This is a genomic window from Streptomyces polyrhachis (assembly GCF_042663125.1).
GTDB lineage: Bacteria > Actinomycetota > Actinomycetes > Streptomycetales > Streptomycetaceae > Streptomyces > Streptomyces polyrhachii.
This window is the reverse complement of the sequence record NZ_JBHSZO010000010.1, coordinates 16,572-29,557: the sequence shown is the minus strand read 5'-3', so window position 1 is coordinate 29,557 and position 12,986 is coordinate 16,572. Positions and strand designations below refer to the sequence as shown.

The 12,986-nt window shown below is 74.4% G+C and carries 8 protein-coding genes; 1 reads left to right on the top strand and 7 read right to left on the bottom strand.

Going from position 1 to position 12,986, the window contains the following annotated elements; genetic code table 11:
* Positions 1–71: 71 nt before the first annotated feature.
* The 4 genes from ACFQLX_RS08660 to nsdA form a co-directional block, all read right to left on the bottom strand.
* Entirely contained in the window at positions 72–2,624 is a 2,553-nt protein-coding gene (locus ACFQLX_RS08660; RefSeq protein WP_386413546.1) for a [protein-PII] uridylyltransferase, read from the bottom strand.
* 73 nt (positions 2,625–2,697) lie between these two features.
* A complete protein-coding gene (locus tag ACFQLX_RS08655; protein WP_386413544.1) occupies positions 2,698–3,036 on the bottom strand; it encodes a P-II family nitrogen regulator in 339 nt (112 codons plus the stop codon).
* A complete protein-coding gene (locus tag ACFQLX_RS08650; RefSeq protein WP_386413542.1) occupies positions 3,033–4,397 on the bottom strand; it encodes an ammonium transporter in 1,365 nt (454 codons plus the stop codon). The genes ACFQLX_RS08655 and ACFQLX_RS08650 overlap by 4 nt, the downstream gene beginning before the upstream one ends.
* 338 nt (positions 4,398–4,735) lie before the next feature.
* Entirely contained in the window at positions 4,736–6,205 is a 1,470-nt protein-coding gene (gene nsdA / locus ACFQLX_RS08645) for a transcriptional repressor NsdA (protein ID WP_386413540.1), read from the bottom strand.
* Positions 6,206–6,690: 485 nt separating this feature from the next.
* Here nsdA and ACFQLX_RS08640 point away from each other — a divergent pair, with 485 nt between their 5' ends.
* A complete protein-coding gene (locus ACFQLX_RS08640) occupies positions 6,691–7,377 on the top strand; it encodes a bifunctional DNA primase/polymerase (RefSeq protein ID WP_386413538.1) in 687 nt (228 codons plus the stop codon).
* An 81-nt stretch (positions 7,378–7,458) separates the two neighbouring features.
* On the opposite strand, the gene ftsY is transcribed toward ACFQLX_RS08640, so the two are convergent.
* The 3 genes from ftsY to ACFQLX_RS08625 form a co-directional block, all read right to left on the bottom strand.
* Positions 7,459–8,673 carry a signal recognition particle-docking protein FtsY gene (ftsY, locus tag ACFQLX_RS08635; protein ID WP_386413537.1) on the bottom strand — a complete coding sequence of 405 codons (1,215 nt, stop codon included), beginning with the start codon at positions 8,671–8,673 and terminating at the stop codon, positions 7,459–7,461.
* A 106-nt stretch (positions 8,674–8,779) separates the two neighbouring features.
* Entirely contained in the window at positions 8,780–12,349 is a 3,570-nt protein-coding gene (gene smc, locus ACFQLX_RS08630) for a chromosome segregation protein SMC (protein WP_386413535.1), read from the bottom strand.
* Positions 12,350–12,632: 283 nt separating this feature from the next.
* Complete coding sequence (locus tag ACFQLX_RS08625) at positions 12,633–12,839, bottom strand: hypothetical protein (protein ID WP_386413534.1); 207 nt, start codon at positions 12,837–12,839, stop codon at positions 12,633–12,635.
* Positions 12,840–12,986 lie beyond the last annotated feature (147 nt).

Here is a 12,986-nt window from a genome sequence, read left to right as displayed (position 1 = left end):
CAGGGTATCCGGCCGGAGCGCGGCGCAGGTCCCTGCCCTGAAGGCGGCCGCTCCACGCGGCCGGAAGGCGGTCAGCGCAGCGCCTCCTCCACCCGCCGGGCCAGCTCCGCCGCGTCCATGTCCGCCAGCGGGGAGCCGTCGGGGTGCGTCACGTACACGGTGTCGACGGCGTTGGCGCCCAGAGTGCTCACGTGTGCGCTGCGTACATGCACGCCCGCGGCCTCCAGCGCCCGGCCGATGCGGTGCAGCAGCCCCGGCTCGTCCTGGGCCCGTACCTCGATCACGGTGGCGACCGAGGAGCCGCCGGAGGCGACCGTCACCCGCGGCGGGGGCGAGCCGGCCCCGCGCCGGCGTCCCGGCCGGTAGGCGCGCTCGCGCTCCGCCAGGCGCGCGGGGATGTCGAGGGTGCCCTCCAGCGCCCGTACGAGATCGGCGCGCAGCCGGGCCGCCTCCGGGAGCGAGCCGTACTCGGCGGCGACCCGCCAGGTCAGCAGGAGCATCCGGCTGGAGTCGCCGGTGATCAGCTCCGGGAGGTCCAGGGGGCGCAGCTCCGCGGTGCGTACCGTCAGCCGGTGCAGCGCCAGGACCCCGGCGACGCAGGGCAGCACGCCGGGCTGGTCGGGCAGCGCGATGCCCAGCTCCACGCCGACGGGCCGGGATGCCTCCTCCTGCCCCGTATCCCGCCCCGCATCCCGCCCCGCCTCCGGTCCGGTCGCGGCCTCCTGGCCGACCGGCTCCTCCGGGCGGGCCCGCAGCGCCAGTACGGGGACGCCGGTGCGCCAGGCCTCGATGGCCATCCGCTCCTCCTCGGCGCTGGGCTCCGCGGCGGCGGCCGGCGGCGGCTCGCCCGCTCCGGCCAGCACGGCGGCGGCGCGTTTGACCAGGTCGGCGACGAGGGAGGCGCGCCAGCTCGACCAGGCCGCCGGTCCGGTGGCCAGCGCGTCGGCCTCGGTGAGGGCGTGCAGCAGCTCCAGCGCGCCCAGGTCGCCGACGGCGTCGGTGACGACCCGCACGGTGGCGGGGTCGTCCAGGTCGCGGCGGGTGGCGGTCTCCACGAGCAGCAGATGGCGCCGTACGAGAAGGGCCAGCACGGCGGCGTCCCTGGGAGGGAAGCCCAGCCGCAGGGCCATGTCGTGGGCGATGGTCTCGCCCACGACGGAGTGGTCGCCGGGCCAGCCCTTGCCGATGTCGTGCAGCAGCGCGGCGACGAGCAGCAGGTCGGGGCGGCCCACCCGGCGGGTCAGCGCGGCGGCCCGCACGGCGGTCTCGACCAGGTGGCGGTCGACGGTCCAGCGGTGGACGGCGTTGCGCTGGGGGCGGCAGCGCACCCGCTCCCAGTCGGGCAGCAGGCGGGTGATGAGGCCCTCGGCCTCCAGCGCCTCCCAGACCGCGACGGCCGGCTCGCCGGCACCCAGCAGTGTCACCAGTTCCTCGCGGGCCTGGGCCGGCCAGGGCACGGGCAGCGCCCTGGCGTCGGCTGCGAGGCGGCGTACCGCGTGGCGGGAGAGGGGCAGGCCGGCCTGGGCGGCCGCGGCGGCGGCGCGCAGCAGGAGCTGGGGGTCGCGGTCGGGGCGGGCGCTGAGCGCGAGGACCGCCTCGCCGTCCTGCTCGACGACGCCGTCCGCGAGGGGTGTGCGCTCCCCGCCGCCCGGGCGGCGGGTGTCGCCGCGGCCCAGCAGGGCGCGCAGTCTGGGGCGGCCGGCGCGGGCGCGCAGCACCCGGTCGACCTCGCGCCAGGTGACGTCTCCGGCGTAACTGACCGTCCCCGCCGCCTCGTAGACCTCGCGCAGCAGGGTGTCGGCGTCGAGCAGCCCCAGGTCGGCGGCGACCTGGTCGTGCTCCTGGAGGGAGAGGCGGTCGGTGGCGCGGCCGGTGGCCAGGTGCAGGGCGTCGCGTACGTCCAGCAGCCGGGTGCGGGCGCGCTCCAGTCCCTCGCGGGGGGCGTCGGCCAGCCAGGAGGCCGCGACCGCGCGCAGGGCGGTGAGGTCGCGCAGTCCCCCGCGGGCCTCCTTCAGGTCCGGCTCCAGCAGGTAGCGCAGCTCGCCGTGGCGCTCGGCGCGGGCCTCGCCCAGCTCGCGCAGTTCGGGCAGGCGCTTGGGGGCCTGGTTGCGCCAGCCGGCCAGGACGCCGCTGCGCAGGGCGGCGGTCAGCGCGGTGTCGCCGGCCAGATGGCGGGCGTCGAGGAGGCCGAGCTGGACCTTGAGGTCCTCGGCGGCGGTGGCGAGTGTTTCGGGGAGGGTACGGACCGAGTGGTCCAGGGCCAGGCCCTGGTCCCAGACCGGGTACCACAGGGCGTCGGCGACGGCGGCGAGCGCGGGGCCCTTGCGGGAGCCGTCGTGGAGCAGCAGCAGGTCCAGGTCGCTGCGCGGGGACAGCTCGCCGCGTCCGTAGCCGCCGACGGCCACCAGGGAGATCCCCTTCAGGGGGCCGGCGCCGCCGTCCCCGGCGGCCGTGTGCAGCAGCGCCGCGAGCCAGCGGTCGGTGACCTGGGCCAGGCCCGCACGGCGCGGCGGCCCGGACCGGGCCCCCTCGGTGAGGAGGCTCAGCCGGGCCGCCGCGTAACTCGCGGGCTCCGCGGTCGATTTCACGGTCGACTCCGCGGTGGGAGGGTCGGATGAGGTCATGTCGTCCTGGCCCTGTGTCACCCGTCGTACTCCCGCCTGTCGTCGGATTTCCGCGCCCGCGCCCTGGACGCCGCTACAGCGCGTCGGGACCGCGCTCGCCGGTGCGGACGCGCACCGCCGTCTCGACGGGGACGACCCATACCTTGCCGTCGCCGATCTTCCCGGTGCGGGAGGCCTTCACGACCACGTCGACGAGCTGCTCCGCGTCATCATCCTCGGCCAGCACCTCTATCCGGACCTTCGGCACGAGATCGACCGTGTACTCCGCGCCCCGGTAGACCTCGGTGTGCCCGCGCTGGCGGCCGTAGCCGCTGGACTCGGTGACGGTCAGCCCGTGCACCCCGAAGGCCTGGAGGGCCTCCTTCACCTCGTCGAGGCGGTGCGGCTTGATGACTGCCGTGATCAGTTTCATGCGTCGACCTTCTTCGCGGTGTCCTTGACGGTGCTGTCGCTGGTTGCCGGCGCCGGGGCCGGGAGTGCGGCGGAGCCGCTCGCCGCACTGCCGACGCCGCTGCTGTCGTACGCGGTCTCGGCGTGCTCGCTGCGGTCGATACCGGCGACCTCGACATCCTCGCTGACGCGCATGCCGATCGTCTTGTCGATGAGGAAGGCGAGGATCGCGGAGGCGATCAGCGAGTAGGCCAGGACGGCGCCGACACCGGCCGCCTGCTTGCCGAGCTGGTCGAGCCCGCCGCCGTAGAACAGGCCCTTGGCGTCGGACTGCACGCCGCCGGTGGCGAAGAGGCCCACGAGCAGGGAGCCGACGACGCCGCCGACCAGGTGGACGCCGACCACGTCGAGGGAGTCGTCGTAGCCCAGCTTGTACTTCAGGCTGACGGCCAGGGCGCAGGCGACACCGGCGACCACGCCGATGGCGATGGCGCCCAGCGGGGAGCAGGAGCCGCCGGAGGGGGTGATGGCGACCAGGCCGGCGACCGCGCCGGAGGCGGCGCCCAGGGTGGTCATCGCGCCGTGGCGGATCTTCTCGTACGCCAGCCAGGCGAGCATCGCGGCGGCCGTGGCGACCTGGGTGTTGACGAACATCACCGCGCCGACGCCGTCGTCGTTGCCCAGCCAGGAGCCGGCGTTGAAGCCGAACCAGCCGAACCACAGCAGGCCGGCGCCGAGCATCACCAGCGGCAGGCTGTGCGGGCGCATCGGGTCCTTCTTGAAGCCGACGCGCTTGCCGATCACCAGGATCACGCCCAGGGCGGCGGCTCCGGCGTTGATGTGGACGGCCGTGCCGCCGGCGAAGTCGATGACGCCGAGGTCGAAGGCCCAGCCGCCGGTGCCCCAGACCCAGTGGGCGACGGGGAAGTAGACGACCGTGGCCCACAGGGCGACGAAGAGCGCCCAGGCGGTGAACTTGACCCGGTCGGCCAGGGCGCCGCTGATCAGCGCCGGGGTGATGATGGCGAACATCAGCTGGAAGACGGCGAAGACGTACACCGGGATGGTGTAGCCGTCCCAGAGCTGGACCAGGCCCAGGCCGCTGAGGCCGACGTAGTCGTTCTCCCAGCCGAAGAGGCCGGAGTGGTCGGTGCCGAAGGCGATGCTGAAGCCGTAGAGCACCCACAGGATGGTGACGATGCCCAGGCTGATGAAGCTCATCATCAGCATGTTGAGCACCGACTTGACGCGGACCATGCCTCCGTAGAAGAAGGCCAGGGCCGGTGTCATCACCATCACCAGGGCGGAGCAGATGAGCATGAATCCGGTGTTGGCGGCAGACAGGGTCGGGGCGTCTGCGGCCAGCGTGATGCCTGTTGGCATCGGCGTCTCCTCGTCGTCGTGCGGCCCGTGCGGGATGTGCCGGTGCGATCGTGCGGGAAAGGTGGGCCGGTTATGCGCCCTGAGGTTGACGCAGGGCGGTTTCAACCGCTGCCGCACGATGTTTCGCGGGCGTGACGAAGGCGCACGGGGTGTTACGAGGGGGTGAACTTCTCCGGACCGTCCGGCGTGGCGCGCGGCTTCGGGAGCCGCGGCACCGCGCGGGGTGTCAACCACTCGCGGCGGCAGGCTCGTTGACCTGGCGTGGGGGCGCCGTTTCGGGCTGTCCGACCTGCCGCCGCGAGCGGGGCTTGCGGGGTGGGGAGGGGGAGCCGGCCGGCTCAGGCGGTCTCGGGCAGCTCGTGCTGGACCCGGTCGGCGAGCGAGCGGACCGCGGCTACTCCGGTGAAGTCCCGCAGGGCCAGGTCCACGGTGGTGCGGATGCGGTTGTCGACCCGCTCCGAGCGCACCCGGTGGGCCAGTTGGATCGCCTCCCCCGTACGGGCCACGCAGCCCTCGGGCTCACGCTCCAGCAGGTGCACGCTGGCCATGCCCACCAGGTTCAGCGCATACGACCGGGCGTAGTCCGGCTGCTCGGCGAACAGCGCCACGGCCTTCTCCATCGGCGGCCGGGCGAGCGCGGCGTAGGTCGGGGAGCGGCCGGCGACGTAGGCGAGGTCGCGGTAGGAGTGGGCGCTCTCCGCGCTGAGTTCGGCCTCGCTGAAGAAGCCGATCCAGCCGGGCTCCTCGTCGCCGGCGTCGATGTCGGAGAAGCAGTCCTCGGCCATCCGCACCGCGCGGTGGCAGCGGTCGGGCTGGCCGAGGTTGGCGTAGGCGCGTGCCTCCATCGCATACAGCATGGATTGCGTACGGACCGTGGCGCCGTCCCGGCTGCCGTACTGCGCGAGGTGGATCAGCTCCAACGCGTCGTCCGGGCGGCGCAGATGGATCATCTGCCGCCCCATGCTGGAGAGCACGTACGCCCCCAGGGGCTTGTCGCCGGCCTCTTTGGCGGCGTGCAGGGCGAGCACGAAGTACTTCTGCGCGGTGGGATGCAGCCCCATGTCGAAGCTCATCCACCCGGCGAGCTGGGCGAGTTCGGCGGCGGCACGGAAGAGGCGGCGGCCGACGGCGGGGGGCTGGGGCTCCTGCAGCAGCTCGGTGACCTCGTGCAGCTGGCCGATGACGGCCTTGCGGCGCAGGCCGCCGCCGCACTGGTTGTCCCAGCGGCGGAACATCGTCGTGGTGGTCTCCAGCAGGTCCAGCTCGGGGCCGGAGAGTCTGTGCGGCCGCCCGGCGCCCGCGGGGGGCGCCTCCTCGCCGGGGAGCGCCGGGGCGGGGACGAGCCAGCGCTGCATGGGCTCGATGAGGGCGGGGCCGGCGGAGAGGGCGAGCGAGCTGCCGAGGAAGCCGCGGCGGGCCAGCATCAGGTCGCTGCGCGAGAACTCGCTCAGCAGCTGCACGGTCTGCTCGCCGGCCCACGGCAGGTCGACGCCGCTGCCGGCCGGGGTGTGGCGGGCGGAGCGCAGGCCCAACTCCTCGACGCCGACGGGGGATCCGAAGCGCTCGGAGAACAGCTCGGAGAGGATGCGCGGGATGGGCTCGCGCGGATTCTCGCCGTCGAGCCAGCGGCGCACCCGCGAGGTGTCGGTGCTGATGTGGTGGGCGCCGAGGGTCCGGGCACGGCGGTTGACCTGCCGCGCCAGCTCGCCCTTGGACCAGCCGCTGCGCATGAACCACGACGACAGCTGCTCGTTGGGGCGCTTGTCACCGCCCCCGCTGTGGCCACTGTCCACGGCACCTGCCCCCATCCTGCCCTCGCCCGGCTCCGGGCCGCTCGACCCGACTCGCCCCAACCCGGCCCCGACCGGCCGCGGCGGGCCGCATCAGGCACCGCCTTGACCGAACACGACCGAACGTGCGCCGCCCTGCCTCCGGCATAGTCATCTGACCCATACCAGCGGGACTCGTGTACCGAAAGTAATCCTACGATCACCTTCTCCGCGACCGCGATCCCGGAAACGCCACCATTCGCCACCCCCAGGGGTGAACATCAGCCTGGCTTACCACGGTTGACTTGACAAGGAGCGTTCCAGCGCCGGAAGCACGGAGGTGCGAAACGGCGCGAAACGTTCCGCGCGCCACCCCGGCCCGCCTCGGAACGCCCTCGCGGCGACGCTGCGTTACCGCGACGGTGCTGTAGGTGAGATGGCTGGGGGCAGCGGCGCACCAGGCTTCGCCGATGGCCGCGCGCGGGCGCAGTAACCATCGGCCGGGAAGACCCGTTGGAGGGGGCATGGGCTTCACAATCGGCGGCATCCGCGACATCCGCTCCGTCCGACGGGGCCGCTCCTTCGACGGCACGACGGTCGCCGAGTACACGGGGCTGTGGGGCTGGGACGTACGCCCCGGCGCCCGGCTGGTGCGCGGCGAGTGCTCCTGCGGCCTCGCCGGCTGCCTCTCCCCCGGCGACCATCCGCTCGCCGACGCGCCGGCGGTCCCCGCCGGCAGCACGCTGGACGCGGCGACCGCCGCGTGGGCCCGTACACCCGGGGCCTCGGTGCTGCTGCCGGTCGGCCGCTCCTTCGACGTCCTCGACGTCGACGCCCGCGCGGGCCGCCGCGCCCTGGTCCGCCTGGAGCGGATGGGGCTGCCGCTCGGCCCGGTCTCGGTGACGCCGGCCCCCGGCCCGGAGCTCCCCGGCGCGGCGCCGGGCGGGCGGGCGTACTTCTTCGTCGCGCCGGGCGCCGCCGCCCGGCTGCCGCAGCTGCTCTACCGCACGGGCTGGGACTACGCCGACCTGGACCTGCGCTGCCTGGGCCCCGGCGACCACATCCCCGCTCCTCCCAGCGACTACCGGGGCCTCGGCCCGGTGCGCTGGCTGCGCCCGCCGACACTGGACGCCTTCAGCCCCCCGGCGCTGCCGCAGGCGCGGCTGCTGCTGGGGACCCTGGCGTACGTGAGCCATCGCGCCGGGATCTGAGCCCCCGCCCCGTCCCGGACGTACGTGGGCCGCCGCACCTTCGAAGGTGCGGCGGCCCACGTACGTTTGGTGCTGGAGCGGTCAGTCGCCGATCAGGGCGTCGACGAACGCCTCCGGGTCGAAGGGCGCCAGGTCGTCCGGGCCCTCGCCCAGGCCGACCAGCTTCACCGGGACGCCCAGCTCCCGCTGCACGGCGACGACGATGCCGCCCTTGGCCGTGCCGTCGAGCTTGGTGAGCACGATGCCCGTGATGTCCACGACCTCGGCGAAGACGCGGGCCTGGACCAGGCCGTTCTGGCCGGTGGTGGCGTCCAGGACCAGCAGCACCTCGTCGACCGGGCCGTGCTTCTCCACGACGCGCTTGACCTTGCCCAGCTCGTCCATGAGGCCGGTCTTGGTGTGCAGCCGCCCGGCGGTGTCGATGAGCACCACGTCGGCGCCCTGGGAGATGCCCTCCTTGACGGCGTCGAAGCCGACGGAGGCGGGGTCGCCGCCCTCGGGCCCGCGCACCGTACGCGCGCCGACGCGCTCGCCCCAGGTCTGCAGCTGGTCGGCGGCGGCGGCGCGGAAGGTGTCCGCCGCGCCCAGGACGACGGACTTGCCGTCGGCGACGAGCACCCGGGCCAGCTTGCCGGTGGTGGTGGTCTTGCCGGTGCCGTTGACCCCGACGACCAGGACGATGCCGGGCAGCTCCGCACCGTCGGCGCTCACGCCGGGCTCGGTGTGCACCACCCGGTCCAGGTCGGTGCCGATGGTGCGCAGCAGCTCCTCGCGCAGCAGGGCGCGCAGCTCCGCGGGGTCGCGGGTGCCGAGCACCTTCACGCGCTCGCGCAGCCGCTCGACCAGCTCCTGGGTGGGGGCGACGCCGAGGTCGGCGGTGAGGAGGGTGTCCTCGATCTCCTCCCAGGTGTCCTCGTCGAGGTGGTCGCGCGAGAGCAGGCTGAGCAGGCCCTTGCCGAGGGCGTTCTGCGAACGGGAGAGCCGGGAGCGCAGCCGCACGAGCCGGCCGGCGGTCGGCTCCGGCACGTCGAGGGGAGGGCCGCTCACCTCGACGACCGTGTCGCCGTCCGGCAGCACCACCTCCTCGATGGTGCGCCGGACGTCTTCCTCGGCCGGTGGCGCCGCCTCGTCGCCCGTCTTCGGCTCGGCGGGGGCCGCGCTGCGGCCGGGGGTCAGGGTCGGGGTCTCGCGCGGCGGCGGAGGCAGCGCCTTCTTGCGACGCCCGCCGATGACGAGCCCGCTCGCGGCGCCCACCGCGACCACGGCGATGGCGATGATGAGGATGAGGATTTCCATAACGGGTCCAGTATCACCCGTGCGGGCACGAACGCGGCGTGCTGTCAGTGCCCGCCGATAGCCTGGAAGGGGCGGTGCCCCCGGGTGGGCGGGGACCGCGGCGGGGCTACTTCAGGCGCTGGCTGATCACCTTCGACACCCCGTCGCCCTGCATCGACACCCCGTAGAGCGCGTCCGCGACCTCCATCGTGCGCTTCTGGTGGGTGATCACGATCAGCTGCGAGGACTCCTGCAGCTCGCGCATGATGCGGATGAGGCGCTGCAGGTTGGTGTCGTCGAGGGCCGCCTCGACCTCGTCCATCACGTAGAACGGCGAGGGCCGGGCCTTGAAGATCGACACCAGCATCGCCACGGCCGTCAGCGAGCGCTCGCCGCCGGAGAGCAGCGAGAGCCGCTTGACCTTCTTGCCGGGCGGGCGGGCCTCGACCTCGACGCCGGTGTGCAGCATGTCGTCGGGGTCGGTGAGGAAGAGCCGCCCCTCGCCGCCGGGGAAGAGCCGGGAGAAGACACCCTCGAACTGCCGTGCCGTGTCGTGGAACGCCTCCGCGAAGACCTGCTCGACGCGCTCGTCGACCTCCTTGACGACCTGCAGCAGGTCGGTGCGGGTCTTCTTGAGGTCCTCCAGCTGCTCGGAGAGGAACTTGTGCCGCTCCTCCAGCGCCGCGAACTCCTCCAGCGCGAGCGGGTTGACCTTGCCGAGCTGCTGGTAGGCCCGCTCGGCGCCCCTCAGCCGCTTCTCCTGCTCGGCCCGTACGAAGGGGCGGGGCCGGTTGCGCGGATGCTCCGGGTCCTCGGGGAGCTCCTCGCCCTCGGCGGGCGGCGAGGCCGGGACGGGCTGCTCGGGCCCGTACTCGCCGATCAGCGCCACCGGCTCGACGCCCAGCTCCTCCATGGCCCGCGTCTCCAGCTGCTCGATCCGCATCCGCTTCTCCGCGCCGAGCACCTCGCCGCGGTGGACGGAGTCGGTGAGCTTGTCCAGCTCCTGGCTGAGCTCGCGGGCGGCGCCCCGCCGCCGCCCCAGCTCCTCCTCGTGCACGGCCCGCGCCCGCTCGGCGCCCGCGTGCTCGCGCTCGGCGCGCAGCAGCGAGACCTCCACGTGCGCCAGCAGGACCGGGGCGCCGCCGGCGACGGCCTCGGCGACGGCGGCCTCGTGGCGCTGGCGGGCCCGGCGCGCCTCGGCGCGGGCGCGGGCCTCGCCCTCGGCGCGGGCGGCCCGCGCGAGTCCGTCGGCGCGGCCGGCGAGCGCCTTGACCCGCTCCTCGTGGGTACGGGCCTGGAGGCGCGCCTCCATCTCCGTCTGCCGGGCGTTGGCGCCGTCGGCGGAGAGCCGGTCGCGCAGGGTGGAGTCGGGCTCGCCCTCCTCCCCGAAGGGGTCCGCCTCCTCCAGGACCGCGAGGCGCTCCCCCAGCTCGGCGGCCTCCTCGGTGGCCCGGGCGAGGGCCTCCTGCGCCTTGGCGACGGCGGCGGCCGTCCGCTCGGCCTCGCCGGCGGCGCCGCGCGCCTGGCCGCCGAGGCGGCCCAGTTCGCCGGCGGCGACGGCCTTCTCCCGCTCGGCTGCGCTGCGCCGGGCGCCCAGCTCCTCGACCCGGGCGGCGCAGGCGCGGCGTACCTCCTCGGCGGTGCGCCGGCCGTCCGCCAACGCGCCGCAGCGCAGGTCCAGTTCGGCCAGCTCGGCGGCGGCCTCGTCGACGGAGGCCTGCACCTCCAGCAGGCTCGGGGCGCCCGCGGAGCCGCCGGTGGCGCAGTGCGCGCCGAGCAGGTCGCCCTCGGCGGTGACGGCGGTCAGCTCGGGCCGTACGGCGATGAGGTCCTCGGCGTCCTCCAGCGTGCCGACGACGGCGGTGTCCTTCAGCAGGCGGCGCAGGGCCGGGAGGAGCTCCTCGGGGCCCGAGACGAGGGAGGCGGCCCAGCGGGCGCCGGCGGGCAGCTGCCCGTACGGGGCGGAGGGGGCGTGCGGTGCGCCGGCGAGCAGCAGGGTGGCGCGGCCGGCGTCCTGCTTGCGCAGCAGCCGCAGCGCCTCGGCGGCGCAGGCGGGTCCGGTGACGGCGACCGCGTCGGCGACCGCGCCCAGCGCCGCCGCCACCGCGATCTCGTGGCCGGGGGCGACGGTCAGCAGCCCGGCGGCCGGTCCCAGGACGCCGCCGAGCCGGCCGGCGGCGTCCAGCAGGGTCCCGGTGCCGTCCTTGCGGCGCAGTCCGAGCGCGAGCGCGTCGTGGCGGGCGCGGGTGGCGGCGCGGCGGCGCTCCGCGTCGGTGGCGGCCTCGCGGGCGGTGCCCAGCGCCGCCTCCGCCTCGGCCAGGGCGCCCTTCGCCGCCTCGTGCTGCGCGGTCAGCTCGGCGTCCTCGGCGCCCTGGCCGTCGACCTCGACCCGGAGCGTCTCGTACGCCTCCTGCGCCAGCTCCGCGCGCCGGCGCGCCTCGTCGCGGGCGGCGGCGAGGCGGTCGATCTCGGCCTGGGCGGAGGCGGCGCGGCCGCGGGCGGCGGTGACCTGGCCGCTGAGGCGGGCGAGCCGTTCGCGCCGGTCGGCGAGGGCGCGGGCGGCGTCCTTCAACCGGCGCTCCTCCTGCTGGAGTCGGCGCTCCAGTTCGGCGCGGTGCGCGACGGTGTCCTCCAGGGCGCGCTGTGCGGCCTCCAGGGCGGCTTCCAGCTCGGCCTCCTGTTCGCGGACGCGCTGCGCCTCGCGTTCCAGGTCCTCGGGGTCGCGGCCGCGCCGCTCCTCGACGGGGGCGGCGGTGGCGCTGCGTACCCGCGCCTCGGCGAGGCTGACGGTGCCGCGGACGCGCTCGGCGAGCTGGCCCAGCTCGTGCCAGGTGGTCTGGGCGCGGCGCAGGCGCGGGGCGAGGGCCTGGACCTCGGCCTCCAGCCGGGCCTCGCGTTCGCGGGCCTCGCGCAGCGCTGCCTCGGCGGTCTCCTTGCGCTCCTTCAGCGCGGCCTCGTCGGCGAGTTCGGCGGCCAGGGCGCGGCGCTGGCCGACCAGGTCGTCGGCGAGGAGGCGCAGCCGGGCGTCGCGCAGGTCGGCCTGGATGACGGCGGCCTTGCGGGCCACGGCGGCCTGCCGGCCGAGCGGCTTGAGCTGGCGTCGGAGTTCGTCGGAGAGGTCCTGGACGCGGGCGAGGTTGGCCTGCATGGAGTCCAGCTTGCGCAGCGCCTTCTCCTTGCGCTTGCGGTGCTTGAGGACGCCGGCGGCCTCCTCGATGAAGGCGCGGCGGCCCATGGGGTCGGCGTGCAGGACGGAGTCGAGCTGGCCCTGGCCGACGATGACGTGCATCTCGCGGCCGATACCGGAGTCGGACAGGAGGTCCTGGATATCGAGGAGCCGGCAGGTCTCGCCGTTGATCTGGTACTCGCTGCCGCCGTTGCGGAACATGATCCGGGTGATCGTCACCTCGGCGTACTCGATCGGCAGCGCACCGTCGGAGTTGTCGATCGTCAGCGAGACCTCGGCGCGGCCCAGCGGGGGGCGGCCGGTGGTGCCGGCGAAGATGACGTCCTCCATCTTGCCGCCGCGCAGGGATTTGGCGCCCTGCTCGCCCATCACCCAGGAGAGGGCGTCGACCACGTTGGACTTGCCCGAGCCGTTGGGGCCGACCACGCAGGTGATGCCGGGCTCGAAGCGCAGGGTGGTGGCGGAGGCGAAGGACTTGAACCCGCGCAGGGTGAGGCTCTTGAGGTGCACGCTGAGCTCTCCTCCGGCGGCGGATCCACGAGACGACGGTGCCGGAGACTCTATCGTTCCTGCCCGTTTCGCCAAGTAACGTCCCGGGCACATCAGGAGTAAGGGTCGCAGCCGGGGAGTGCGGGAAACAGGACCGGTCGGGCGGTACGGGTCGGGTAGTACCAGCCGGGTAACGGATAAGCGGTGCGGAAACGACGAAGGGACGCCGAAGCGTCCCTTGCAGCATCCTCAAGCGGTGATCGTGAACACGCTGGTCCTCGGCCGGCTCTCGCCGGCGTCCGGATCAGGTGAGCGCAGGCTCCGCCTGGGGTACGTCGACGCTGTCGAGCACCATGTCGCCGTGATGGGCGGCGGCGGCGAGCATGTCGTTCTCGGCCTGGATGCGGACGAGCTCCGACTCCAGATCCTGGACACGCTGCTGCAGCCGTCGCATCTCGGCGATCAGTCGCGGATCGGTGCCGCCGACGTAACCGAGAAGCGCCTTTGCCATGATTGATGGTCCTCCACACTGAGTGACCGACCGAGCGGTAGGGTCGTGAGGGATTGGCACCCGCGGTGTCCGGCTCAGCCACTCATGTGATCAGGTGGGACCTGAGCTGAGAGGCATCGCAAACAGCTAGGGTGCGCGGGGTTTCCA

Coding starts and splice junctions, on each gene's coding strand:
- ACFQLX_RS08650 (WP_386413542.1), bottom strand. CDS start 4,397: ATGCCAACAGGCATCACGCTGGCCGCAGACGCCCCGACCCTGTCTGCC.
- ACFQLX_RS08660 (WP_386413546.1), bottom strand. CDS start 2,624: ATGACCTCATCCGACCCTCCCACCGCGGAGTCGACCGTGAAATCGACC.
- ACFQLX_RS08655 (WP_386413544.1), bottom strand. CDS start 3,036: ATGAAACTGATCACGGCAGTCATCAAGCCGCACCGCCTCGACGAGGTG.
- nsdA (WP_386413540.1), bottom strand. CDS start 6,205: ATGGGGGCAGGTGCCGTGGACAGTGGCCACAGCGGGGGCGGTGACAAG.
- ACFQLX_RS08640 (WP_386413538.1), top strand. CDS start 6,691: ATGGGCTTCACAATCGGCGGCATCCGCGACATCCGCTCCGTCCGACGG.
- ftsY (WP_386413537.1), bottom strand. CDS start 8,673: ATGGAAATCCTCATCCTCATCATCGCCATCGCCGTGGTCGCGGTGGGC.
- ACFQLX_RS08625 (WP_386413534.1), bottom strand. CDS start 12,839: ATGGCAAAGGCGCTTCTCGGTTACGTCGGCGGCACCGATCCGCGACTG.